General features: G+C 57.7%; 23 protein-coding genes. 10 read left to right on the plus strand and 13 right to left on the minus strand.

Translation table 11 applies throughout. The features are described 5' to 3' along the window. Nucleotides 1–145: 145 nt before the first annotated feature. The 5 genes from ACLH1U_RS09765 (at nt 146) to osmB (ending at nt 4970) form a co-directional block, all read left to right on the plus strand. Nucleotides 146–1303 (plus strand): CMD domain-containing protein, encoded by a 1158-nt coding sequence (locus ACLH1U_RS09765; RefSeq protein WP_411299222.1) that lies wholly within the window; start codon nt 146–148, stop codon nt 1301–1303. An 81-nt stretch (nt 1304–1384) separates the two neighbouring features. Further along, nucleotides 1385–3319, plus strand: coding sequence for an exoribonuclease II (locus tag ACLH1U_RS09770; protein ID WP_411299223.1), 1935 nt, complete (start codon nt 1385–1387; stop codon nt 3317–3319). Nucleotides 3320–3477: 158 nt separating this feature from the next. Continuing rightward, a complete protein-coding gene (locus ACLH1U_RS09775) occupies nt 3478–3657 on the plus strand; it encodes a hypothetical protein (RefSeq protein ID WP_004203883.1) in 180 nt (59 codons plus the stop codon). 73 nt (nt 3658–3730) lie between these two features. Continuing rightward, on the plus strand, nt 3731–4480 hold the full coding sequence (locus tag ACLH1U_RS09780; RefSeq protein ID WP_411299224.1) for a DNA-binding transcriptional regulator YciT: 750 nt from the start codon (nt 3731–3733) through the stop codon (nt 4478–4480). Nucleotides 4481–4751: 271 nt separating this feature from the next. Beyond that, the gene (gene osmB, locus ACLH1U_RS09785; RefSeq protein WP_002901783.1) at nt 4752–4970 is read left to right on the plus strand and encodes an osmotically-inducible lipoprotein OsmB; all 219 of its coding nucleotides are present in this window, start codon (nt 4752–4754) and stop codon (nt 4968–4970) included. A 129-nt stretch (nt 4971–5099) separates the two neighbouring features. Here osmB and yciH read toward each other — a convergent pair whose 3' ends face one another. From yciH to pgpB, 5 genes are all read right to left on the minus strand, one after another. Then, nucleotides 5100–5426: a stress response translation initiation inhibitor YciH gene (gene yciH, locus ACLH1U_RS09790; protein ID WP_002901782.1), complete on the minus strand. Its 327-nt coding sequence runs from the start codon at nt 5424–5426 to the stop codon at nt 5100–5102. Then, entirely contained in the window at nt 5426–6163 is a 738-nt protein-coding gene (gene pyrF / locus ACLH1U_RS09795) for an orotidine-5'-phosphate decarboxylase (RefSeq protein WP_023289339.1), read from the minus strand. The genes yciH and pyrF overlap by 1 nt, the downstream gene beginning before the upstream one ends. 191 nt (nt 6164–6354) lie before the next feature. Then, nucleotides 6355–7524 (minus strand): lipopolysaccharide assembly protein LapB, encoded by a 1170-nt coding sequence (gene lapB / locus ACLH1U_RS09800; protein ID WP_004203879.1) that lies wholly within the window; start codon nt 7522–7524, stop codon nt 6355–6357. 6 nt (nt 7525–7530) lie between these two features. Next, nucleotides 7531–7839, minus strand: a complete 309-nt coding sequence (locus ACLH1U_RS09805) for a LapA family protein (protein WP_023289338.1) — start codon at nt 7837–7839, stop codon at nt 7531–7533. A gap of 135 nt (nt 7840–7974) precedes the next feature. Continuing rightward, a complete protein-coding gene (gene pgpB / locus ACLH1U_RS09810; RefSeq protein WP_411299225.1) occupies nt 7975–8742 on the minus strand; it encodes a phosphatidylglycerophosphatase B in 768 nt (255 codons plus the stop codon). Between the two features lie 163 nt (nt 8743–8905). Between pgpB and ribA the strand changes: the two genes are divergently transcribed. After that, entirely contained in the window at nt 8906–9508 is a 603-nt protein-coding gene (gene ribA, locus ACLH1U_RS09815; RefSeq protein ID WP_023289336.1) for a GTP cyclohydrolase II, read from the plus strand. 47 nt (nt 9509–9555) lie between these two features. On the opposite strand, the gene acnA is transcribed toward ribA, so the two are convergent. From acnA to topA, 4 genes are all read right to left on the minus strand, one after another. Continuing rightward, entirely contained in the window at nt 9556–12228 is a 2673-nt protein-coding gene (gene acnA, locus ACLH1U_RS09820) for an aconitate hydratase AcnA (protein WP_023289335.1), read from the minus strand. 388 nt (nt 12229–12616) lie between these two features. After that, complete coding sequence (locus tag ACLH1U_RS09825; RefSeq protein WP_002901776.1) at nt 12617–12784, minus strand: YmiA family putative membrane protein; 168 nt, start codon at nt 12782–12784, stop codon at nt 12617–12619. 245 nt (nt 12785–13029) lie between these two features. After that, nucleotides 13030–14004, minus strand: coding sequence for an HTH-type transcriptional regulator CysB (gene cysB / locus ACLH1U_RS09830; protein WP_004203875.1), 975 nt, complete (start codon nt 14002–14004; stop codon nt 13030–13032). 343 nt (nt 14005–14347) lie between these two features. Beyond that, entirely contained in the window at nt 14348–16945 is a 2598-nt protein-coding gene (gene topA / locus ACLH1U_RS09835; protein ID WP_275256765.1) for a type I DNA topoisomerase, read from the minus strand. Nucleotides 16946–17351: 406 nt separating this feature from the next. Here topA and ACLH1U_RS09840 point away from each other — a divergent pair, with 406 nt between their 5' ends. Continuing rightward, nucleotides 17352–17603, plus strand: a complete 252-nt coding sequence (locus tag ACLH1U_RS09840; RefSeq protein ID WP_002901761.1) for a YciN family protein — start codon at nt 17352–17354, stop codon at nt 17601–17603. 62 nt (nt 17604–17665) lie between these two features. Here the strand turns inward: ACLH1U_RS09840 and sohB are convergent, their stop codons facing one another. Further along, entirely contained in the window at nt 17666–18712 is a 1047-nt protein-coding gene (gene sohB / locus ACLH1U_RS09845; protein WP_275256764.1) for a protease SohB, read from the minus strand. 255 nt (nt 18713–18967) lie between these two features. On the opposite strand from sohB, the gene ACLH1U_RS09850 reads away from it, so the two are divergent. After that, nucleotides 18968–19729: a YciK family oxidoreductase gene (locus tag ACLH1U_RS09850; protein ID WP_032452539.1), complete on the plus strand. Its 762-nt coding sequence runs from the start codon at nt 18968–18970 to the stop codon at nt 19727–19729. After that, the gene (gene cobO / locus ACLH1U_RS09855; RefSeq protein WP_023289331.1) at nt 19726–20316 is read left to right on the plus strand and encodes a cob(I)yrinic acid a,c-diamide adenosyltransferase; all 591 of its coding nucleotides are present in this window, start codon (nt 19726–19728) and stop codon (nt 20314–20316) included. The genes ACLH1U_RS09850 and cobO overlap by 4 nt, the downstream gene beginning before the upstream one ends. A 60-nt stretch (nt 20317–20376) precedes the next feature. On the opposite strand, the gene rluB is transcribed toward cobO, so the two are convergent. Then, nucleotides 20377–21279, minus strand: coding sequence for a 23S rRNA pseudouridine(2605) synthase RluB (rluB, locus tag ACLH1U_RS09860; protein WP_023289330.1), 903 nt, complete (start codon nt 21277–21279; stop codon nt 20377–20379). A gap of 280 nt (nt 21280–21559) precedes the next feature. Further along, nucleotides 21560–22459 carry a transcriptional regulator GcvA gene (gene gcvA, locus ACLH1U_RS09865; RefSeq protein ID WP_411299244.1) on the minus strand — a complete coding sequence of 300 codons (900 nt, stop codon included), beginning with the start codon at nt 22457–22459 and terminating at the stop codon, nt 21560–21562. Nucleotides 22460–22570: 111 nt separating this feature from the next. Between gcvA and ACLH1U_RS09870 the strand changes: the two genes are divergently transcribed. Beyond that, a complete protein-coding gene (locus ACLH1U_RS09870; protein WP_411299226.1) occupies nt 22571–23479 on the plus strand; it encodes a DMT family transporter in 909 nt (302 codons plus the stop codon). 21 nt (nt 23480–23500) lie between these two features. On the opposite strand, the gene ACLH1U_RS09875 is transcribed toward ACLH1U_RS09870, so the two are convergent. Then, the gene (locus ACLH1U_RS09875) at nt 23501–24121 is read right to left on the minus strand and encodes an L-threonylcarbamoyladenylate synthase (RefSeq protein WP_023289328.1); all 621 of its coding nucleotides are present in this window, start codon (nt 24119–24121) and stop codon (nt 23501–23503) included. Nucleotides 24122–24128 lie beyond the last annotated feature (7 nt).

Genomic DNA, 24128 nt, shown 5'->3' on the forward strand with positions numbered 1-24128 from the left:
CAGGCCTTGCGCTCCCCCTGTTATTCCAATCGGCTATTTGTTAGCACGTATCAATATTTTCTCCTGCTTCCGGGTTACGCCAGGATAGTTCTGCATAAACGATCCGCGGAACGGCGGTTCGCCACATACCGAACAAGGAAAGCCCATGGAGCCACGCCGCGTGAATGGCAAAAACCACTGGTATCACGAAACCCAGTCAACAATCTGCCCGGTGGATGTCCTGCCGCTCGTCCCTGAAGCCGCCCATGTTGAAGACCGCTTTTTGCTGGACCTGACGCTGCCGGACGCCTGGCTACACGCCCATACAGGCTGGCTACGCCCCGCGCGCCAGCTCGCCGAGGGGCTGTTTCCCGACCAGGTGCCGGTAAGCCGCCTGCAAACCTTTACCGCCTACGATCGCCTGAGCACTGCGCTGACCGTCGCCCAGGTCTACGGCGTCCAGCGGCTGTGTAACCACTATGCCGCCCGCCTGGCGCCCCTGCCGGGGCCCGACTCTTCGCGCGAGAGCAACCGTCGTCTGGCGCAGATCACCCAATACGCTCGTCAGCTCGCCGGTTCACCCTCCGTCATTAACGCCCTTTCCCGCAGCCAGCTGGACGAAGTGGGCCTGACCAGCCGGGATATTATCCTGATCAACCAGATTATCGGTTTTGTCGGCTTCCAGGCGCGGGCGATTGCCGTGCTGCAGGCGGCGCAGGGCTTCCCGGTGCGCTGGATCCCCGGCATGCCGCAGCAAGAGGAGGCGCCCGCCGGCCTGTTCGCCATCCCGCCGGGAGAGTGGCAAACCGACATAGAAGATCCCGATCTGCAGTATGCCGATGACGAGCGCCAGCGGCGCATCGCCAGCTGGCAGTCGCTGCCCGGCCTGGGCCCGCTGGCTCCGCTGCTGGCCTGCGACCCGCAGTTGATGGCGCCGCTGGAGACGCTGTTACGCCAGCTCAGCGGCAACGATACCTTTGGCCCGCAGGTCGCCTTACTCACCGCGCGCACCAATGGCAGCGCCACCTGTTTTGACGCCTGGCTCCCCAACTGGCACGGTGAAGAAGCGTTCGTCAGCCATTTACGGGAGGGCGATCAGGCTCTCCATCGCTGGCTTGGGCAGTATCCTCAGTCGCGCGCGCTCGTTACCGCGGTACAGTTGTTAACCCGCTCCCCGGACCGGTTTAGCGCCGCCCAGTTAACACCCCTCGGCGAATATGGACTCTCAGCGGAACAGGCGATCGATCTGTTAACCTGGAGCGGGCTGTGCGGCTGGATGAATCGTCTGAAAATCGCCCTCGGCAATGTGCGTCAGCAGACGTAAATTGCTGAAACAGCGCTTGCTGCGACAGGCATAATCGCGTAAAAATGTCAGCCGCTCTTTTAGCCACGAAAATACCTAATTATGTTTCAGGATAACCCGCTGCTAGCGCAGCTTAAACAGCAACTGCATTCCCAGACGCCGCGCGCGGAAGGGGTCGTTAAGGGCACGGAAAAGGGCTTTGGCTTCCTCGAAGTGGACGCTCAGAAGAGCTACTTCATTCCGCCGCCGCAGATGAAAAAAGTGATGCATGGCGACCGTATCGTTGCGGTGATCCATTCTGAAAAAGAACGCGAAAGCGCCGAGCCGGAGTCGCTGGTTGAGCCTTTCCTGACCCGTTTCGTCGGTAAAGTCCAGAAGAAAGACGATCGCCTCGCTATCGTTCCTGACCATCCGCTGCTGAAAGACGCCATTCCCTGCCGCGCCGCCCGTGGCGTTGAGCATGATTTCAAACAGGGTGACTGGGCCGTCGCTGAAATGCGCCGTCATCCGTTAAAAGGCGACCGCGGATTTTACGCGGAGCTGACCCAGTTCATCACCTTCAGCGACGACCACTTTGTCCCGTGGTGGGTGACGCTGGCGCGCCATAATCTGGAAAAAGAGGCACCGGACGGCGTCGCCACCGAGATGCTTGACGAAGGGCTGACACGCCGCGATTTGACCGCCCTCGACTTCGTCACCATTGACAGCGCCAGCACCGAAGATATGGACGATGCGCTGTATGTCGAATCTGGCGCCGACGGCAAACTGTTGCTGACGGTGGCGATCGCTGACCCGACCGCATGGATTGCCGAAGGCAGCAAGCTGGACAACGCCGCAAAAGTACGCGCCTTTACCAACTATCTGCCGGGATTCAACATCCCGATGCTGCCGCGCGAACTGTCAGACGACCTGTGTTCCCTGCGTGCCGATGAAGTGCGCCCGGTGCTGGCCTGTCGGATGACCCTGGCGGCCGATGGCACCATTGAAGACAACATCGAGTTCTTTGCCGCCACCATCGAATCGAAAGCCAAGCTGGCCTATGACGACGTCTCTGACTGGCTGGAAGGCCGCGGCAGCTGGCAGCCGGGCAGCGAGGCGATCGCGCAGCAAATTACGCTGCTGAAGGACGTGTGTCAGCGTCGCAGCGAATGGCGTCAGACCCACGCGCTGGTGTTTAAAGACCGCCCGGATTACCGTTTCGTCCTCGGCGAAAAAGGCGAAGTGCTGGACATCGTCGCGGAACCGCGTCGTATTGCCAACCGTATTGTCGAAGAGTCGATGATCGCCGCCAACATCTGTGCCGCCCGCGTTCTGCGCGACAAGCTCGGCTTCGGCGTTTATAACGTCCACACCGGCTTCGACCCGGCGAATACCGAACAGCTGGCTGCCCTGCTGAAGACCCACGACGTACACGTTGATCCGACGGAAGTGCTCACCCTGGAAGGTTTCTGCAAGCTGCGCCGCGAACTGGACGCCCAGCCGACCGGTTTCCTCGACAGCCGCATACGTCGTTTCCAGTCGTTTGCTGAAATCAGCACCGAGCCGGGCCCGCACTTTGGTCTCGGTCTTGAGGCCTACGCCACCTGGACCTCGCCGATCCGTAAGTATGGCGACATGATCAACCACCGTCTGCTTAAGGCCATCATCAAAGGCGAAACCATTGCGCGCCCGCAGGATGAAGCCACCGTGCAGATGGCGGAGCGCCGTCGTCTCAACCGCATGGCCGAACGCGATGTCGCCGACTGGCTGTATGCCCGTTTCCTCAACGATAAAGCCGGCACCGATACCCGCTTTGCGGCGGAGATCATCGACATCAGCCGCGGCGGGATGCGCGTGCGTCTGGTGGACAATGGCGCGGTCGCCTTTATTCCGGCCCCGTTCCTTCACGCCGTGCGCGACGAACTGGTCTGCAGCCAGGAAAACGGCACCGTGCAGATCAAGGGAGAAGTGGTCTACAAAGTGACCGATGTTATCTATGTCACTATCGCTGAAGTCCGCATGGAAACTCGTAGCATCATTGCTCGTCCGGCTGCCTGACGTCTCATCACAGCGGTTCCTCCGGGAACCGCTCCTTCTTTCCTCCCTGTCCCGCCATTTCCGTCGCGCCGATTAAGGTTGTGCGTTTTTTTCGCTTCTCTTTTTCACCCATTTTTAGCATCATTGATTTCATTCGTTTTTGTTACCAGGATAATGCCATGTCAGATGTGAATGCCCACCTGCTCGCCCAACGTATCGATACCGTGCTGGATATTCTGGTTGCCGGTGATTACCACTCTGCGATCCATAATCTGGAGATCCTCAAAGCGGAGCTGCTGGCGCTGGCGGCAGACGACGCCGAGCAAAACAAACCACCCAAAGCGCCCTGGGAAATCTGATTATCGCCCACATGCCGCAACCGGCGATGCTGACCGGTTGCTCGCCGTATAGCCCCCTAACAGTGATGTTGCTATGAACGCCCGACAACAAAGTATTTTGCAAGTGGTCATCGATAAAGGCCGCATGAGCGTCGCCGATCTGGCGAAGATGACCGGAGTTTCAGAGGTCACCATCCGTCAGGATCTGAACCTGCTGGAGAAGCAGAGCTATCTGCGCCGTACCCATGGCTACGCCGTCCCGCTGGACAGTGAAGATGTCGAAACCCGCATGATGACCCATTTCGCCATTAAGCGTGAACTGGCCAGCCGCGCCGCGGCGCTGGTGAATGCCGGCGAAACGGTATTTATCGAAAACGGCAGCAGCAACGCCCTGCTGGCGCGCACCCTGGCCGAACGCGGCGATATCACCATCATCACCGTCAGCAGCTATATCGCCCATCTGCTGAAAGAGACGCCGGGAGAGGTGATCCTGCTGGGCGGGATTTACCAGAAACGCAGTGAAAGTATGGTTGGCCCACTGACCCGCCAGTTCATCCAGCAGGTGCATTTCAGTAAAGCCTTTATCGGGATCGATGGCTGGCAGGCGGAAACCGGCTTTACCGGTCGCGATATGATGCGTGCGGACGTGGTTAACGCCGTTCTGGAGAAGCACTGCGAAGCGATTATCCTCAGCGATAGCTCAAAATTCAGCGCGGTGCACCCCTATCCGCTTGGGCCAGCCGGCCGCTTCAATCGTGTTATCACCGACGATCGTCTGCCGTACGACTGCCGTGAGCAGTTGCTGCGCAGCGGCCTGACAGTGGATATTGTACCCTACGTCTGATGTGTCTCCGCCCCGTCCCAGCCAAGCGTCGGACGGGCGCGTTAACGCTCTGAGAGTATTCCGAGCCGGTAATTAAGACTTTTTACCTGACGCTAAATTTTAAAAAAAGTAAAATTATTATTAGCGATATAACAGGAAGTGACTATCACCTGCGTGATTTTCGTGATACCTGCGCACCCTAACTTCATGGAATTGCCCTAAAGCTGCTTTATCAGGCTATGCTTACAGGAGCGCTGTAATCCATGAATAGATTATTCAGGAGAAAAAAATGATGACTTCAACGAGCAAAAAAATGGCTGCTGTTGTTCTGGCTGTCACTGTAGCAATGTCTCTGAGCGCTTGCTCTAACATGTCTAAACGCGATCGTAACACTGCTATCGGCGCAGGTGCCGGCGCCATCGGCGGTGCGGTGTTAACTGACGGTAGCGCACTCGGTACCCTGGGTGGCGCAGCAGTCGGTGGTATTATTGGTCACCAGGTCGGCAAATAATATATTTATCTGACGAAATAAAAGAATAATTCACACGAATTGACTTACGCACGTTAAAACATTCAAGGCCGCGGCATTCACCGCGGCCTTGTTATTTCACCAGGCCATTAATTAGGGTTGAAATAACAATTAGCCGCCGGCTAACTTCACCTTCATCCCTTTCGCCTCGAGCAGCGACTTCAGTAAATCCCGTTTGTCGCCCTGGATCTCGATCACGCCATCTTTCACCGCGCCGCCGCAGCCGCATTTCTTCTTCAGCTCTGCCGCCAGCGCAGTGAGCGCCGCATCGTCGGCATCAATTCCGCTAATCAGACAGACGCCTTTGCCCTTGCGGCCGCTGGTCTGGCGCTGGATCCGCACAATGCCGTCGCCTTTCGGGCGCACCGGCGCCGGTTTCGCCTCGTCGATACGCCCGGTTTCGGTGGAGTAGACCAGACGGCTGTTGGAATCGCTCATTATGCCCCCTTGCGCAGAGAATCGTTGATCGCCCGCAGCGTCGCGGCTGGATCGGTCGACTGGGTAACCGGGCGGCCAATAACCATATAGTCCACCCCTGCCGCCTGAGCCTGCTCGGGAGTCATGATCCGCCGCTGATCGCCAGCGTCGCTGCCCTGCGGACGGATACCCGGGGTGACCAGCTTGAACGCCTGCCCCAGCTCTTGCTTAAAGCGTACCGCCTCCTGAGCTGAACACACCACCCCGTCGAGGCCGCAGCGTTGGGTCAGCGCCGCCAGCTTCGCCGCGTAGTCAGCCGGGGATAAGGTAATGCCCAGATCCTGCAGGTCGCTGGACTCCATGCTGGTGAGGACGGTGACGGCGATGAGCAGCGGCGCGTCTTGACCAAAGGGCAGCAGCGCTTCGCGCGCCGCGGTCATCATCCGCGCGCCGCCGGAGGCATGGACATTCACCATCCATACGCCAAGCTCGGCAGCGGCCGCCACCGCGCGGGCGGTAGTGTTGGGAATATCGTGAAACTTAAGGTCCAGGAACACCTCAAACCCACGCTGATGCAGATCGCGGACAAACTGCGGTCCCAGCAGGGTGAACATCTCTTTGCCCACCTTCAGGCGGCAGTCGCGCGGGTCGATGCGGTCGACAAATGCCAGCGCTTTATCGCGATTATCATAGTCGAGCGCAACCACAACGGGAGAGGAAGTGACAGCGCGGGAAGATGGGATAGCTGTTGACGTCATGACCAGACCTTAGTGTTGATGGGCGCCAGAGGGCGCAAAAAAGGTAAACGGGCAGCATTCTACCTGTGAAGCTAACAAAATAACAGGCTGCTGTTTTGCCCTGCGCGGACGATGGCGTTGCCGGGGCTGCAGGCGGTGACGGGAAAGAAATGATAAGTATGTTGTAACTAAAGTGTCTGTTTTTTTTGACCTTACTGGCCGTCGAGGCCGCGAATAGGTTTGATGGTGGCCCAGGAGCGGCAGGACGGACAATGCCAGTAGAGAGTATGAGCGGTAAAGCCGCATTTTTGACAACGGTAGCGCGGTTTGCTGCGCACCTGTTCGCCGACCATGTTTCGCAGCACCCCAAGGCTTTCTTTCGCCCGCCCTTCTTCCGCTTCGTTGAGATGGTAGTCCATCAGCTTATGGAAAACGCGCATGGTCGGGTGGCGCTCAAGCTGCCGGGTCACGTAGTTTTGCGCCGCTTCGACCCCTTCCCGCTGCTCAAGGATCTGCGCCAGCATCAGTTCGGCGGTCGCCCCGGCGTTCTCCTCCACACAGCGGCGCAGGAAAACTTCCCATTCATCGGCTTTGCCGAGCTGCTGGTAGCAGGTCTGCAGCATCTCCAGCGTCTCACCCACCAGCTCTTTATCCTGATCGATAACCCGCTCGAGGCTCTCCACCGCTTTGGCGTAGTCGCCCTTCTCCATCCACACCCGGCCCATCATGATCGAAACCCGGGCGCTGTTGCGGTCCGCGGCGGCGCCTTTCTTCAACAGCGCCATCGCCTTATCCAGATCGTTGGCCGCCATCTGCTGCAGGGCCAGTTCGCACCAAAAGTTGGCGATTTCGCCACGATGCTTCTCTTTCCCCAGCTTCACCAGCCGTTCAGCCACCTCGATAGCCGACTGCCAGTCGCTGGTCGCCTGGTAGATCTGCAGCAGCTGCTGCAGCGCGCCGAGGCGAAAATCGGTCTCATCCACCAGCTGTTTGAACATATCTTCCGCGCGGTCATACAGCCCGGCGGCCATATAGTCGCGCCCCAGCTGTTGCACCGCCAGCAGGCGCTGGTCGTAGGTGAGCGACGCGCTTTCCATCAGACTCTGGTGAATACGGATCGCGCGGTCAACCTCGCCGCGCGAGCGGAACAGGTTGCCGAGGGTCAGGTGGGCCTCAACGGTGCCGGTATCCTCTTTCAGCATATCAAGGAACAGATCGACGGCTTTATCCTGCTGGTTGCTAAGCAGAAAGTTTACCCCCGCCACGTAATCCCGTGACAGGCGGCTCGCGTCGTCCTGTTTGGACTGTTGTGCACTTCTGCGCCCCATGTACCAGCCGTAGGCGGCGGCAACGGGTAAAAGCAGAAACAACAACTCCAGCATAAGAGGTTATTCCTTCACCGCAGGCACGCCTGCCTCGACAGCTGCCGGGCTGACAGGAGCAATCTGGTGCTCAAGGCGCTTAATTTTCCGCTCCGCGCGCGCCAGCGAGACGCGCACCCGCAGCCAGAACAGGCCGCAGATCAGCCAGCCGATGGCAAAGCCCGCAGCGAACAGCACCGCCAGCAGCGTCGAAATGCGGAATTCACCCTGAGCGAGCAAATAGTTGAAAGTGACCTGTTGGTCATTCTGCGCCCCCAGCGTCACTGAAATGACGAAGATTGCTAACACCAGTAAGAAAATGAGTAAATATTTCACATGACTTCCCGTTCTGTGGGTTGCGCGTAAAAAGCCCGCTTTCAGCCCTATAAAGTATCATTTTCGCCGCAGCGGTGGAACGAAAAAGCACGGCAACTCGACAGGATATGCGGTCGGATGCCGCTAAAATCAACATTATTCCGCTTCAGGCATCCGTTTTTTAATATCCTGCGCCTCTTCCCCCGGCGGCGAAAGCGGCCCGCAAAGACGCTGCGTCAGCCAGCAGGCCACCGTGACCAGCAGCCAGGAGATCAGCGTAGCGACGATGAGATCCAGCGGCCAGTGCATACCGAGCGCCAGGCGACTCCCCATCACCGCCGTCGCCCACGCCAGCAGTACCGCGATCGTGCCCCAGCGCCGACGCGGCCACAGCAGCCCGGCAGCGAGCAGCGCCCAGCTGGCGGCGAACATCGTATGGCCTGACGGGAATGCAAACCCGGTCTCTTTCTGCCAGTGTTTGCGTAAAAACGGCGGGATGTCCTGCGCCTGCGCCAGCTGCTCATGCACCAGTTTAGCGCGTTCTTTGCGCTTTAACGCGTAGAATTGCGTCACCGGCACCTGCCTGGCGTTTTCCAGCCAGATGACAAACGGTCTCGGCTCCTGAACCCGCACCTTGACCCAGGATTTGGTCCCCTGTCCCACCAGGATGGCGGCGGCAAGAATGAGGAACAGGATCAGCGCCGCGCGCAGGCGAAAGCGCAGGCACCAGAGAAACCAGGCGCACAGCACAACATGGGTGATAATTCCCCACGGCTGGGTCACCGTTTCCGTCACCCACCAGAGGCTTTTCAGCCATACCACCGGCAGTCCTGGCTGCCACAGCCAACCAGACAGCCAGACCGTGAGGGGCATGACCAGCAGCAGCGCCGCCGCAAGAGCGGTTCGTCGGGCAATCAACAGCATTTTCTCTCCTTCTCCTTGTAGATGAACATCATAGCGGAAAGTAGATCGTTTGTGCGCTTTCCGCGCGGCTAACCGTTCGTGATTAGGAGAACGTCCCGGCGTTGTGGCAAAATAGCGGTAAACAGAAAGCACATTCAGGTGCTGACAGAATCTGGAGAATCACATGCAGCTTAAACGTGTGGCAGAAGCCAAACTGCCAACCCCCTGGGGCGATTTCCTGATGGTGGGTTTTGAAGAACTGGCAACCGGACAGGATCATGTCGCGCTGGTATACGGCGATATTTCAGGGCAGTCGCCGGTGCTCGCCCGCGTCCATTCAGAATGTCTGACGGGCGATGCCCTGTTTAGCCTGCGCTGTGATTGCGGCTTTCAGCTGGAGGCGGCCCTGTCGCATATCGCCGAAGAAGGCCGGGGGATCCTGCTCTATCATCGTCAGGAAGGTCGCAACATTGGTTTATTGAATAAGATCCGCGCCTACGCGCTGCAGGATCAGGGTTATGACACTGTCGAAGCGAACCATCAGCTTGGCTTCGCCGCCGATGAACGCGACTTCACCCTGTGCGCCGATATGTTCAAGCTGCTCAACGTTGAGCAAGTGCGGTTATTAACCAACAACCCGAAAAAAGTGGAAATCCTCAGCGAAGCCGGGATTAACATTGTGGAGCGCGTTCCGCTGATCGTCGGGCGCAACCCGAAAAACGCCCACTATCTGGACACCAAAGCCGCCAAGATGGGCCATCTGCTGAACAGCAAGCCGGCGGAATAATACCGGCGGCAGCGTAAAGAGAGGGCCAGCGATGCTGGCCCTTCGTTTTACAGCATATTGCGGATGACGTAGTGCAAAATGCCGTCGTTGCGGTAGTAGGTGAGTTCGGTCGCCGTGTCGATACGACACCGGCAGGCGATCACCTCCTGCGAGCCGTCAGCGCGGGTGAGGGTCACTGGCACCGTGGCGCCGGGCTGCAGCGACTGCAGGTTACTGACATCAATCCGCTCTTCGCCGGTCAACTGTAGCGTTTTACGGGTGACGCCCTGCGGGAACTCCAGCGGCAGAATACCCATCCCGATCAGGTTGGAGCGGTGGATACGTTCGAAGGACTCAGCGATCACCACCCGGATCCCCAGCAGGCGCGGCCCCTTCGCCGCCCAGTCGCGACTGGAACCTGAGCCATACTCCTTACCAGCAATCACCGCCAGCGGTATGCCCTCAGCTTTATACAGCATCGCTGCATCGTAGATCGCCACCGGTTCGCGGTCCGGCAGATGGCGGGTCATGCCCCCTTCCACCCCCGGCACCATTTCGTTGCGGATGCGGATATTGGCGAAGGTGCCGCGCATCATCACCTCATGGTTACCGCGACGGGAGCCGTAGGAGTTAAAGTCGCGCCGGGCAACCCCATGCTCCTGCAGATAGCGGCCTGCCGGACTATCGGCTTTGATGCTTCCCGCCGGCGAAATGTGGTCGGTGGTCACTGAATCGCCCAGCATGGCGAGGATCCGCGCGCCGTGAATATCCTCCACCGGCAGCGGCTCAATGCCCATCTCGTCAAAGAACGGCGACAGGCGAATATAGGTCGAATCTTCCTGCCAGTCGTAGGTATCTGACGCCTCCACCTTGATCGCCTTCCACTCCTCTGTCCCGGAAAACACTTCCGCGTACTCTTTGCGGAACATCTCCGTGGAGACCTGTTCCACCGCGCGGGCAATCTCCTCCCCGCTCGGCCAGATATCTCTCAGATAGACCGGCTCGCCGTCGCTGCCCTGCCCCAGCGGCTCGCGGGTAAGATCGATGTTCATGTTCCCGGCCAGCGCGTAAGCGACCACCAGCGGCGGCGAGGCCAGCCAGTTGGTTTTCACCAGCGGGTGGATACGCCCTTCGAAGTTACGGTTACCGGAGAGCACCGCCCCGACGGTGAGGTCGCCTTTTTTGATTGCTTCTTCAATAGGTTCCGGCAGCGGGCCGGAGTTACCGATACAGGTGGTACAGCCATACCCCACCAGATTGAAGCCGAGCTGGTCGAGGTAAGGCGTCAGGCCGGCATGGGCCAGATAATCCGACACCACTTTCGAGCCCGGGGCCAGAGAAGCTTTCACCCACGGCTGCGGCTGCAGTCCGCGTTCGACGGCTTTTTTCGCCAGCAGGCCGGCGGCCATCAGCACGCTGGGGTTGGAGGTGTTGGTACAGGACGTGATCGCCGCAATGGCCACAGCGCCATCCGGCAGCGAATAGTGATGCCCGTTCAGCGTATACGCCACCGGCTGGCGCTGACGCTGAAGGTGGTTAACCTCCAGCTCGCCGCTGGCGGCAAAGGCTTTCGGCACATCGCCGAGCGCCACGCGATCCTGCGGCCGCTTCGGCCCGGCGAGGCTTGCTTCAACGCTGCCCATATCCAGCGCCAGGGTACTGGTAAAGACCGGCTCATCGCCCGGCTGGCGCCACATGCCCTGCGCTTTGGCATAGGCTTCCACCAGCGCCACCTGTTCTTCGCTACGTCCGCTGAGGCGCATATAGCTGAGCGTCACGTCATCGATCGGGAAGAAACCGCAGGTGGCGCCATACTCTGGCGCCATATTGGCGATGGTGGCGCGGTCGGCCAGGGGTAAGGTATCCAGACCGTCACCGTAGAACTCAACAAATTTTCCGACAACGCCGTGCTGGCGCAGCATCTGGGTGACCGTCAGGACCAGGTCAGTAGCGGTAATGCCTTCGCGCAATTTGCCGCTGAGCTTAAAGCCTACCACATCGGGGATCAGCATCGACACCGGCTGGCCAAGCATGGCGGCTTCCGCTTCAATCCCGCCCACGCCCCAGCCCAGCACGCCGAGCCCGTTAATCATGGTGGTATGGGAGTCGGTACCCACCAGGGTATCCGGCCACGCCATCCACTTCCCATTCACCTCTTCGCTCCACACCGCCCGTCCGAGATATTCCAGGTTGACCTGGTGGCAAATCCCAGTGCCCGGCGGCACCACGCTGAAGCGGCTGAAGGCCTGCTGCCCCCAGCGCAGAAAAGCGTAGCGTTCGTGGTTACGTTCCATTTCCAGGCGGACGTTGTCTTCAAAGGCTTCGTCATCGCCGAAGCGGTCGACCGTCACCGAGTGGTCGATCACCAGGTCGACCGGCGACAGCGGGTTCACCTTCGCGGTATCGCCGCCCAGGCGTTTCACCGCCTCGCGCATGGCGGCCAGATCCACCACCGCCGGTACGCCGGTAAAGTCCTGCATCAGGACGCGGGCCGGACGATAAGCAATCTCCCTGTCGGCATGGGCCTGCTGCAGCCAACCGGCAAGGGCGCGAATATCTTCTTCAGTCACCGAGTCACCGTCCTGCCAGCGCAACAGGTTCTCCATCAGCACCTTCAGCGACTTGGGCAGTCGACTGAGATCGCCCAGCTGCTTCTCCGCCAGCGGCAGACTGTAGTAATGCCAGGTTTTCGCGTTAACCTGCAGCGTATCCTTACTGGCTTCTCGTAGGGTTGACGACATAGCTCCTCCTTTATCTCAGGGATGGCATACCCCGATTCTCCTCAGGGTCTCCATTAAAGATAACACATGCTGGGCATAACACTTTGATAACAACCCAAATTGCTAAATCTGATGTGACGGAGAGGGGTTAAAGGGAATTATCTACGCGCAGAGGAAATAGCACCAAAATAGTGCAGAGAGGTCTTTTAAGCGATATTGTATTAGTACACGAGGACAAAAAAAGAGCTAATCATTACCTGCTGGCCGATTAGCTCTTGTGATTGATTTCAGGTTGGATGAATCCCGCGGCAAAATATATTCTCCCTGTATTGCCGGTCACTGATTTTATATTACAGTTTCCTTTCACTGTCATAAAAATGACATGTATCTACAACGATGACCTACAGCTTTAGCTGACAATCCAGATGTTGCAGATGGTGAGCGCGATGATGCTCCAGAACATCGCCAGCCCTACCAACACTACGCCCCATACGCGACTACGCAGAACGGGATCGATTTCGGTTTTGTCATTTTCGTATGACATCGCCAGTTTCATGTAATCGATATTACTTATCATATTGTCACCACCAATTGCTCAAATCATCAGGTACAGATAAATCTTAATTATGGATAAACGATTAATCCAGTGAATTTAGGCCTGATGGAATATATTTGACCGGTTATTTGATCGCGACGGGCATTATGAAAAACGCGTTATCAGAAATTCTTAATTTTGTGATTGGTTCGAGGTTTAAGTTGTTAAATAAGGGCCATGATAGTTAATGGCACTCCTTACACGGAATGCCATTATTTTTAACGGGGTTATTTTTCCGGAAGTTTTATATCTTTGAACATCGCTTCAATATCTTCATTCGACCGTAGCGCCACTGCGGTATCCACGACATCCCGGGTCAGATGGGGTGCAAAACGTTGAATAAAATCATACATGTAGCTTCGTAAGAAGGTGCTACGGCGGAAGCCTATTTTAGTGGTGCTGTGGCTGAAAATACCGTTGGCATCCAGCTTCACCAGGTCCGGATCGGAGACCGGATCTACCGCCATGCTGGCAATCACCCCAACCCCTAGCCCCAGGCGAACATAGGTTTTAATGACGTCGGCATCGGTAGCGGTAAAGACAATGCGCGGCGTCAGGCCCGCACGGTTAAACGCGGTGTCCAGTTCGGAGCGGCCCGTGAAGCCAAAGGTATAGGTCACCAGCGGGTACTGCGCCAGCTCTTCTATTGATACCGAGCCCCTGGAGGCCAGAGGATGCTCCGGCGTCACCACGATCGACCGGTTCCAGTGATAACATGGCAGCATCACCAGGTCGTCATACAGATGCAGCGCTTCGGTAGCAATGGCGAAGTCGGCGTTGCCTTTCGACACGGCTTCGGCGATCTGGGTTGGCGAACCCTGATGCATATGGAGCGACACCCGCGGATAGCGTTCAATAAAGCCCTTGATCACCCCGGGCAACGCATAGCGCGCCTGGGTATGGGTGGTCGCCACGTACAGCGACCCTTTGTCCGGCCAGGTATGCTCCCCGGCGACAGATTTGATGGCATCGACTTTCGACAACACCTCGCGGGCAATACGGATGATCTCCTGCCCGGCAGGCGTCACCTGAGTCAAATGCTTGCCGCTGCGGGCAAAGATTTGGATGCCCAGCTCGTCTTCCAGCATACGCACCTGCTTACTGATGCCTGGCTGAGAGGTATAAAGCCCTTCGGCGGTGGATGAAACATTCAGGTTATGGTTAACCACCTCAACGATGTAGCGAAGCTGTTGTAGTTTCATGCTGATATCCGTTTGCGCGTAAAATGAAGCCGCTTAATACACTTTACGTTCAGGCAACTTGTCGCCGGTGAAGGCCAGGCCTCCCGGCAGTTGACCATAGTGGCGCCGCAACGCATCCTGAAAGCGATGATGTATAAGACGTTTTAATAATAAAAAAGGCATTAACTATAACCACTATATCATTTATATCAACACTGTATAGACGGTAACGAAAAATAATATAGGTGGTTATAAGAGGGTGAAAAGCGCGGAGAGAAAGGAAAACGACACGGCAGAGGCATCCATGGCCCCTGCCGGCCGCCAGAGCAGGAAAAGCGCCCTTTTCCTGCCTGATAATGGTCAGTTACTTTTTAGCTTCCGTCCATTTACCGTCGATAAAGAAGGCAGACCAGCCGGTCGCTTTGCCCTCTTTTTCGGACGCTACGTACTGTTGCTTCGTTTTACGGCTAAAGCGCACCAGCGTCTTATTACCTTCCGGATCCTGCTGCGGCGCATCGGCGAGATAACGCAGTTTTTCCGGCAGACGATCGCGGAAGCGGTACAGCTCTTCCACCAGCGGCGCGCGCGTTTCCCGTGATTTCGGGAAGGTGTTGGCCGCCAGGAAGACGCCCGCGGCCCCGTCACGCAGTACGAAATAGGCGTCAGACTTCTCGCACGGCAGCTCCGGCAGCGGCACCGGATCTTCCTTCGGCGGCGCCACTTCCCCATTGCGCAGGATCTTACGCGTATTCTTACACTCGTCGTTGGTACAAGCCATGTACTTCCCAAAACGCCCCATCTTCAGGTGCATCTCGGAGCCGCACTTCTCGCACTCCACTACCGGACCGTCATAACCCTTGATGCGGAACTCGCCCTCTTCAATCTCATAGCCATCGCAGGTCGGGTTGTTACCGCAGACGTGCAGTTTACGCTTGGGATCGATAAGGTAGCTGTCCATCGCCGTACCGCACTTCTGGCAGCGGCGTTTGGCGCGCAGCGCGTTAGTTTCGGCGTCATCGCCTTCCAGCACGTTGAGGACTTCGTTTTCCGGCACCAGGTTAATGGTGGTTTTGCAGCGCTCTTTCGGCGACAGGGCATAGCCCGAACAGCCGAGGAAAACGCCGGTGCTGGCGGTACGGATACCCATTTTACGGCCGCAGGTCGGGCAGTCGATGCTGGTAAGCACCATCGGGTTCGGCTGCATGCCGCCCTCTTCCGGATCTTTCTCCGCCGTCTCCAGCTGGGTGGTAAAATCGCCGAAGAAGTGGTTCAGTACCTCTTTCCACTCGGCCTGGTGGTTAGCCACCTGATCGAGACGATCTTCCATCTGCGCGGTGAAGTCGTAGTTCATCAGATCGCGGAAGTTCTCTTCCAGTCGGTCGGTGACGATCTCGCCCATTTTCTCCGCGTAGAAACGACGGTTTTCCACTCGCACGTAACCACGATCCTGAATGGTGGAAATAATCGAGGCATAAGTCGACGGACGGCCGATGCCGCGTTTTTCCAGCTCTTTAACCAGCGAGGCTTCGCTGAAGCGCGCCGGCGGCTTGGTAAAGTGCTGCGCAGGCGTCAGCTCGACCAGGCTCAGCTGGTCGCCCTGTTTGACCAGCGGCAGGGTCCGGTCTTCATCGCCCTTGCGCAGGGCCGGCATCACTTTGGTCCAGCCGTCGAAGCGTAAGGTACGACCGCGCGCTTTCAGTTTGAAATCGCCCGCCGCCACGGTCAGCGTCGTGGAGTCGTACTGCGCCGGCGTCATCTGACAGGCGACAAACTGGCGCCAGATCAGCTGATACAGTTTCTGCGCATCCGCTTCCATATCTTTCAGCGTTTCCGCCAGCACGTTCACATCAGACGGACGAATCGCTTCGTGCGCTTCTTGTGAATTTTCTTTGCTGGCGTACTGATTCGCGCTTTCCGGCAAATATTTTTTACCAAACTTATCGCTGATATAACCGCGAACCATGTTCAGTGCGTCCTGACTCAGGTTGGTGGAGTCGGTACGCATATAGGTGATGTGCCCCGCCTCATAGAGACGTTGAGCCATCATCATGGTCTTTTTCACGCCGAAGCCGAGGCGGGTGCTGGCCGCCTGCTGCAGGGTGGAGGTGATGAACGGCGCGCCCGGCTTACTGCTGGTCGGCTTGTCTTCCCGCTCCAGTACGCTGTAGCTGGCTTTTTCCAGCAGCGATACCGCCGCCATCGTCTCATCACGGCTGACCGGACGGAATGGCTTATCATCCTTATGGGTCACCTGCAGCGGCAGCGCGTCGCCGCCCGGCGTGGTGGTACTGGCATCAACTTCCCAGTACTCTTCCGGGACGAACGCTTTGATTTCACGCTCACGCTCCACCACCAGGCGGACCGCGACGGACTGCACGCGCCCGGCAGAAAGACCACGGGCGATTTTTTTCCACAGCAGCGGCGAAACCATATAACCCACCACGCGGTCCATAAAGCGACGCGCCTGCTGGGCGTTAACCCGATCGATATTCAGCTCGCCCGGCTTTTCGAAAGCCTGACGAATGGCGTTTTTGGTGATCTCATTGAACACCACGCGGCTGTAACGCTGCTCATCGCCGCCGATGACTTCCCGCAGGTGCCAGGCAATGGCTTCCCCTTCGCGGTCAAGGTCGGTTGCGAGATAGATGTGGTCAGCTTTTTCCGCCAACTGTTTGAGTTCTGAAACTACCTTTTCTTTACCCGGAAGTACTTCATAATGCGCATCCCAGTCATGCCATGGGTCCACGCCCATGCGGTTAACCAGAGCACCACGTTCGTCCTTTTTAGGCTTTTTAGCCCCTTTGGTGGCGGTAGAGTCGGTGCTCTTTTTGGAAGCTGATCCACTGGTCGGCAAATCGCGGATATGACCGACGCTGGATTTCACCACGTAGTCATTACCCAGATACTTATTGATCGTTTTGGCTTTTGCCGGGGACTCAACGATAACGAGAGCTTTACCCATATTCACCTTTACCTAATTTGATTCATCCAGGAATACATCGCACATTCATACACCCTCCACTGGCGACTGCCTCATATGTTGCGGCACCGTCGGTGAATATCAACCCAGAACACCTGTTTCAACTCCGTAAAACCAGGCGCTTGAGTTTGCTGACCTTTTTTCGTCAGGTGACATAGCACGAAGAATTTTTGGCCGAATGTCAAGCAAATCTGTTGCCAGATCGCCGAAAGCGTCACACTGTACCTGATAAAATTCGTTACGCAACTTTATTAGCATGCAAAAGCGAATCACGCCAGTAAACGGCTGTTTCTCCACTGGTTACGATTACCCCTGTTTTGTCCATGGAAAATTTGCCCCGCGCCGCCGCGCGGCGTAAACTACGCCCGGAGAAAAAGAGGAGTCCGTTATGCAAGGTACAACCCAACCAATCGATCGCCAGACGCTGCTCGAAAAAGCCAACAAACTTATTCGCGAACATGAGGATACGTTAGCCGGTATCGAAGCCACCGACGTCGTTCAGCGCAACAATGTCCTGGTGTTTAGCGGTGAGTTCTATCTTGATGAGCAGGGTCTGCCGACGCCAAAGAGTACAGCCGTATTTAATATGTTTAAGTACCTCGCCCATGAGCTGTCGGACAAATATCACCTTGTCGATTAAGACCGGCGTAGATTAAGACCGCTCTAAACGAGAACGCGAGGCAGAGCCTCGCGTTTTATCATCTACATCAGCGGCTTCTGTCCGCGCTGCCACCAGCGCAGCAGCAGTCGATCGGCACTTTCCGCCGTGCTACCGGTGAAGCGATCGAGCATTTTCTTACGCTGTTGATAACGCACCCCGATCACCTCGTGACTTTCCATTAATCCCAGCAGCAGCTCATCGCTGGTTTCAACCGCATCCACCAGCCCTTTTTCCAGCGCCTGTACCCCGTACCAGTGCTCGCCAGTGGCCACCTGCTCAATATCAAGGCCCGGGCGCATCCGATGGACGAAATCCTTGAACAAATGGTGCGTCTCATTGAGATCCTCGCGGAACTTGCGCCGTCCTTCTTCAGTGTTTTCACCCAGCATAGTGAGCGTTCGTTTGTACTGTCCGGCGGTGTGCAGTTCGATATCAATATCTTTGTTCTTCAGGAAACGGTGCAGGTTTGGGATCTGCGCCACCACGCCAATAGAGCCGAGGATCGCAAACGGCGCCGAGACAATTTTGTTCGCCACGCAGGCCATCATATAGCCGCCGCTGGCCGCCACTTTATCGACCGCCACCGTCAGCGGGATCTGTTTGTCACGCAAGCGCTGCAGCTGAGAGGCAGCCAGCCCGTAGCCGTGCACCACCCCGCCGGGGCTTTCCAGACGAATCACCACCTGATCGCGCGCTTTCGCCGCGGCCAGCACCGCGGTGATCTCTTCGCGCAGGCTGGTGACCTCATGGGCATCCATACTGCCTTTGAAATCCAGCACCCAGGCGCGCGGCTTGCCTTCCGGCTCCACGTTACCCAGCTTCGCCCGCGCTTTCGCCGCCTTCGCCTCTTGCTTTTGCTTTTTCTTCTGCGACTTATGCCACTGCTTCTGCTGCGGGCCATCCAGCAGGGCCACCGCCAGCGACTCCTTCATCTCTTTATAATGCTCGCTAAGATTCGTCACCCGCAGCTCGCCGCGCTGCTTCTTGCGCTGGGCCAGGTTGACGATAATAGCGGCAATCACCGCGATAGCGACGACAACGGTCGCGATCTTGGCTAAAAACAAGCCATATTGAGCAAGTAATTCCACGTTTTCACCTTGTGTAAAGCACTGACGTTGCTGCACAGTGTACATCAGCCCCTGGCGAGAAGTCTTTGTGCTTTGTGTCCTCTGCGCAGCGGATTCCGTTTTTTTTCAGCGAGGCTGAAATCGTTGCAAGATATTAATTTTGTGAATACTTTCCGCTTCGCCGATTGCAATGGCGGGCGCTTTCAGGCATAACAGCGCAAAAGTGAGATACCAAAGATGAAGCGCGATCGAGAGCCGATCGCCAAAGGAGTCGCCGTGCATTATCAACCGCAACGCCACTTGCTGAAAGATCGCATCATTCTGGTCACCGGGGCCAGCGACGGAATTGGCCGTGAAGCGGCCCTGACCTACGCCCGCTACAGCGCCAGCGTGATTCTGCTTGGCCGCAACGACGAAAAACTGCGCGCCGTCGCCCAGGAGATTGAACGCGAGGGAGGTATTTCCCCCCGCTGGTTTACTCTCGACCTGCTAACCTGCACGCCGCAGGCGTGTCAGCAGCTGGCGCAGCAGATCAGCATGCACTATCCCCGCCTTGACGGCGTGCTGCACAATGCTGGCCTGCTCGGCGACATCTGCCCGATGGATGAGCAGAAACCGGAGGTCTGGCAGCAGGTGATGCAGGTGAACGTCAATGGCACCTTTATGCTGACCCAGGCGCTTCTTCCTTTATTACTCCGTTCTGAATCAGGTTCGCTGGTCTTTACCTCATCCAGCGTCGGTCGTCAGGGTCGCGCCAACTGGGGCGCCTATGCCGTCTCCAAATTCGCCACCGAAGGGATGATGCAGGTGCTGGCCGACGAGTACCAAAGCCGCCACCTGCGCGTGAACTGCATCAACCCTGGCGGCACCCGCACCGGCATGCGCGCCAGCGCGTTCCCGACGGAAGATCCGCTGAAACTGAAAACCCCCGCTGACATTATGCCCGTCTATCTGTGGCTGATGGGCGACGACAGTCGTCGCAAGACGGGAATGACCTTCGACGCCCAACCGGGGCGTAAACCAGGAATTGCCCAATGAGTGATGAACGCTACCGCGAACGCCAGCAGCGGCTGAAAGATAAAGTTGACGCCCGGGTGGCGGCGGCCCAGGACGAACGCGGCATTGTGATGGTCTTTACCGGCAACGGCAAAGGCAAAACCACCGCCGCCTTTGGCACCGCGACCCGCGCCGTCGGCCACGGCAAAAAAGTCGGCGTGATCCAGTTTATCAAGGGGACCTGGCCTAACGGCGAGCGTAATCTGCTGGAGCCACACGGCGTCGAATTCCAGGTAATGGCGACAGGCTTTACCTGGAACACCCAGGACCGCGACAGCGACACCGCCGCCTGTCTGGCGGTCTGGGAGCATGCCCGCCGTATGCTTGCCGACGACCAGCTCGATCTGGTGCTGCTGGACGAACTGACCTACATGGTGGCCTACGATTACCTGCCGCTGGAGGCGGTGCTGAGCGCCCTACGTGAGCGTCCTGCCCACCAGTCGGTGATCATCACCGGCCGCGGCTGTCATCGCGATATTATTGAACTGGCGGATACCGTCAGCGAGCTGCGCCCGGTGAAACATGCCTTTGATGCCGGCATTAAAGCACAGATGGGGATTGACTACTGAGGGCCGGATACGGCGAAAGGAAGTCCGCGTTCCGGCGCAAAACCACCGGAACGCGCAACATCAACCGTTGGTCTTATTACGGGTACTGGAACGGCGGTTGCTGTTATTACCCTGGCGCGGGTTAGCGCTGCTCTGGCTGTGGCGCTTCACCGCCCGGCGGATCTGATTGGCTTTCAACCGGCGACGATCTTTTTCAACGGCGACCTTAGAGCTGGTTTCCGGAGTGAGTTCCACCAGCTCGCGCAGGTAGTTGGTCTGCGCCAGGTCCAGCTCGGTATAGCCGCCGCGCGGCAGGCCTTTCGGCAGCAAAATATCGCCATAGCGCACGCGGATCAGGCGACTGACCTGCACGCCGACCGCTTCCCACAGGCGACGCACTTCGCGGTTACGCCCTTCGGTCAGGGTGACGTTGTACCACTGGTTAATCCCTTCACCGCCGGTGAATTTAATGGTTTTAAACGCCGCCGGACCATCTTCTAGCTGCACGCCGCGAGACAGCTGACGCAGCTTATCTTCATCCACCTGGCCGAAAACGCGAACGGCGTACTCACGCTCGACTTCACGGCTCGGGTGCATCAGACGGTTTGCCAGTTCGCCGTCGGTGGTGAACAGCAGCAGGCCGCAGGTGTTGACGTCCAGACGACCAACGGCAATCCAGCGCGCGCCGCGCAGTTTAGGCAGACGATCGAACACCGTCGGGCGCCCTTCCGGATCGTTACGGGTGCACAGTTCGCCTTCCGGCTTGTAGTAAGCCAGCACGCGGCAGATCTGCTCGGCGGACTCTTTCACCGAGATCAGATGGCCATCGATACGAATTTTTAAACCGGGGACGATCTCCACACGGTCGCCGAGGGTGGCGATTTTGCCATCGACGCTGACGCGGCCAGCTTCGATTTTCGCTTCAATTTCACGGCGGGAGCCGTGGCCGGCGCGGGCCAGCACTTTTTGCAGTTTCTCGCTCATTGAGCTTCCTTAAGGTGTCGCCTTCCCAGGCGTCTGGTATGCTTTATGAAACAATGAGGCCTTTATCAACAACTCATTGTTACGTATATACTTTTTACGTAAAGTCTCGCTGGCATGCGCAAAACATTCACCGCGAGCCCGTAATCGTGGCCGAACATACTACACTAACTTCGTCGGGAAAGCTTCTGTTCGCCACACCGCGCCTTGAGTATGGAACAGATTTTCCTCCTTCTCCTGTGCGCATTCACGCATAGAGATCTTTACCGGACAGTGATCCCCCTCACTGCGCGCCCTCCTCACCAACAGCCGGGCGCTGGCCGAGCAGCCAGTCGCGAAAACAGCGGTTGGCAGGCGCCAGCAGCGCGGTCTCGTGGTAAACCAGATGATAGGCCAGCGGACAGGCGATGGGCTGCGCCAGAGGATTAACCAGCCGCCCCTGCGTCAGCGCAGGCGCTATGAATGAACGTCGCAGTAATGCCATCCCCATACCAGCGAACGCCGCCTCCGTCACGCCGTTGGAATCTGTGAACACCGGACCGCGGCGCGCGCGGTCCGGCTCCAGCCCCACGGCCTCACACCACAGCGCCCAGTCTTCGCGTTGCTCATCGTGCAGCAGCGGATACTGCAGCAGATCGCCCGCATCGGCAAGGGACCGGAGCGGAGCAATCAGTTGCGGACTGCAGACCGGGATAAGGTCGTCATCCAGTAGGCGGTAAACCTGCAGTTCCGGCCAGCCGCCGACACCATGACGCACGGCAAAATCGATCCCTTCACTCAGCAAATCTACTCGCCGGTTGGTGGTGCCGATCTGGATCTCAATCTTTGGATAACGTCGTTCAAAATCAGCCAGGCGTGGCAGCAGCCACTGAATGGCGAAGCCGCTGGTACAGCTGAGCGTCACCTTTTCTGGCCCCGCTCGCACCTGCAGGCGCTGGGTGGCGGCGGCTATCTGGAGAAAGGCGGGCTGAACGGCCCGCAGGTAGATCTCCCCCACCTCCGTTAACTGTAACTGTCGGGGAGTACGAATAAAAAGCGGGGTATTCAGCGCTTCCTCGAGGTGGGCAATTTGCTGACTGACGGCGCTTGCCGTAACACAAAGCTCACTGGCGGCCTGCTTCAGACTAAGCAGCCGTGCCGCCGCTTCAAAGCTGCGCAGCGCATTCAGCGGTGGAAGTTTCATCGACATGGAATCTCAGTTAAGAATAACTTAATCATGTAAGCATAACGCGTTTGTCGGACGCTGCACGTGAGTTCTACAGTTGACTTCCTTCGTGACTACAAGGAGTCAATCATGCGTGTTATCGACTATGGCCGCCTGATGCTGCTCGCCGCTCTCTGGGGCGCCAGTTTTTTGTTTATGCGCATCACCACCCCGGCGTTCGGGGCGATGAACAGCGCTTTTCTTCGCGTACTGTTCGCCGCTATCGCGCTCGGGCTGTTAATCGGCGTGCAGGGTAAATGGAGCGGATATCAGGGAAAATTCATATCCACTCTGAAGCTGGGGGTCATTAATTCAGGCCTTCCTTTTCTGATGTACTGCCTTGCCGCACAGTGGCTGCCGGCAGGGTATTCCGCCACGCTCAACGCCACGGCGCCGATGATGGGAATGCTTATCGGCGCGTTATGCTTTGCAGAACCGTTAACCCTGCGCAAAGGCGGCGGCGCGTTACTGGGCGCCATTGGCGTGGCAGTCATTGCGCGCCCAACCTCCAGCCTCAGCGCCGCCCTCCTGCTGCCGGGGATCGGGGCCTGCCTGATCGCGACCGCCTGTTACGGTCTGGCTGGCTTTCTGACCCGTCGCTGGATCCAGCAGCGGGGCGGCCTTGAGGCTGAGCGCGTCGCGTTGGGCAGCCAGATCGGCGCCACGCTGTTTCTGTTGCCTTTCTTTCTCTGGTCAGGCTGGTATGGTCCGGTCATAGACTGGCGACAGAGCCTGCCGTGGATAGCGATAGTCATGCTGGGCGTGGTCTGTACAGCAGTAGGGTATATTCTCAATTTTCGCCTGATTGCTGATATAGGACCGCTGCGTTCGCTGTCCGTTACCTTTTTGATCCCACCTTTTGCGGCGCTGTGGGGCTATTTGTACCTCGGAGAGACCATCCAAAAAGGGCTGATTCTCAGCGCACTGCTGATCGGTCTGGCGCTGTGGTTGATTGTCGTGCCGTCAGGAAGGAAACGCGGGGAGCCGGGCGGAGCATGAACCACCGCCCGACGATGACGATCAGAGGAAAGGCCTCACGTCGCCGACGCCTTCGCGCAGCACCACCGGAGCGTCTTCAGTGAGATCGATAACCGTGGTCGGCTGCTGTCCAAGGAAGCCGCCGTGGATAATGAGGTCCACGACTTTCTCCAGACGATCTTTGATCTCTTCCGGGTCGGATTCGGTAAAGTCGCTGCCGGGCAGCATCAGCGAGGTGGAGAGCATCGGTTCGCCTAAGGTCTCAAGCAACGCCTGAGCGATGGGATTGGACGGGACGCGCATACCAATGGTTTTACGCTTCTCCTGCAGCAGCCGGCGCGGCACCTCTTTCGTTCCTTTGAGGATAAAAGTGTAGTTGCCCGGCGTATTGTTTTTCATCAGGCGAAACGCCACGTTGTCCACAAAGGCGTAGGTTGACAGTTCGGACAGGTCGCGGCACATCAGGGTGAAGTTGTGGCCGTCCGGCAGCTGACGGATGCGGCAGATCCGCTCCATCGCGCCCTTGTCTTCAATTTTGCAGCCCAGCGCGTAGCCGGAGTCAGTAGGATAAACGATCACCCCGCCCTTACGCACAATCTCCACCGCCTGGTTAATCAACCGCGCCTGCGGGTTATCCGGATGGATATAAAAAAACTGGCTCATACTTCCC

This window comes from Klebsiella sp. 1SOBk5mer, from assembly GCF_046603115.1.
GTDB lineage: Bacteria > Pseudomonadota > Gammaproteobacteria > Enterobacterales > Enterobacteriaceae > Klebsiella > Klebsiella quasipneumoniae.

Bases quoted from the DNA above. Each gene is read 5' to 3' on its own strand.
- acnA (WP_023289335.1), bottom strand. From the start codon at position 12,228: ATGTCGTCAACCCTACGAGAAGCCAGTAAGGATACGCTGCAGGTTAAC.
- osmB (WP_002901783.1), top strand. From the start codon at position 4,752: ATGACTTCAACGAGCAAAAAAATGGCTGCTGTTGTTCTGGCTGTCACT.
- yciH (WP_002901782.1), bottom strand. From the start codon at position 5,426: ATGAGCGATTCCAACAGCCGTCTGGTCTACTCCACCGAAACCGGGCGT.
- ACLH1U_RS09840 (WP_002901761.1), top strand. From the start codon at position 17,352: ATGCAAGGTACAACCCAACCAATCGATCGCCAGACGCTGCTCGAAAAA.
- rluB (WP_023289330.1), bottom strand. From the start codon at position 21,279: ATGAGCGAGAAACTGCAAAAAGTGCTGGCCCGCGCCGGCCACGGCTCC.
- ACLH1U_RS09825 (WP_002901776.1), bottom strand. From the start codon at position 12,784: ATGATAAGTAATATCGATTACATGAAACTGGCGATGTCATACGAAAAT.
- ACLH1U_RS09770 (WP_411299223.1), top strand. From the start codon at position 1,385: ATGTTTCAGGATAACCCGCTGCTAGCGCAGCTTAAACAGCAACTGCAT.
- gcvA (WP_411299244.1), bottom strand. From the start codon at position 22,459: ATGAAACTTCCACCGCTGAATGCGCTGCGCAGCTTTGAAGCGGCGGCA.
- ACLH1U_RS09780 (WP_411299224.1), top strand. From the start codon at position 3,731: ATGAACGCCCGACAACAAAGTATTTTGCAAGTGGTCATCGATAAAGGC.
- cobO (WP_023289331.1), top strand. From the start codon at position 19,726: ATGAGTGATGAACGCTACCGCGAACGCCAGCAGCGGCTGAAAGATAAA.
- lapB (WP_004203879.1), bottom strand. From the start codon at position 7,524: ATGCTGGAGTTGTTGTTTCTGCTTTTACCCGTTGCCGCCGCCTACGGC.
- ACLH1U_RS09870 (WP_411299226.1), top strand. From the start codon at position 22,571: ATGCGTGTTATCGACTATGGCCGCCTGATGCTGCTCGCCGCTCTCTGG.
- pyrF (WP_023289339.1), bottom strand. From the start codon at position 6,163: ATGACGTCAACAGCTATCCCATCTTCCCGCGCTGTCACTTCCTCTCCC.
- cysB (WP_004203875.1), bottom strand. From the start codon at position 14,004: ATGAAACTACAACAGCTTCGCTACATCGTTGAGGTGGTTAACCATAAC.
- ACLH1U_RS09775 (WP_004203883.1), top strand. From the start codon at position 3,478: ATGTCAGATGTGAATGCCCACCTGCTCGCCCAACGTATCGATACCGTG.
- ACLH1U_RS09765 (WP_411299222.1), top strand. From the start codon at position 146: ATGGAGCCACGCCGCGTGAATGGCAAAAACCACTGGTATCACGAAACC.
- ribA (WP_023289336.1), top strand. From the start codon at position 8,906: ATGCAGCTTAAACGTGTGGCAGAAGCCAAACTGCCAACCCCCTGGGGC.
- topA (WP_275256765.1), bottom strand. From the start codon at position 16,945: ATGGGTAAAGCTCTCGTTATCGTTGAGTCCCCGGCAAAAGCCAAAACG.
- ACLH1U_RS09875 (WP_023289328.1), bottom strand. From the start codon at position 24,121: ATGAGCCAGTTTTTTTATATCCATCCGGATAACCCGCAGGCGCGGTTG.
- pgpB (WP_411299225.1), bottom strand. From the start codon at position 8,742: ATGCTGTTGATTGCCCGACGAACCGCTCTTGCGGCGGCGCTGCTGCTG.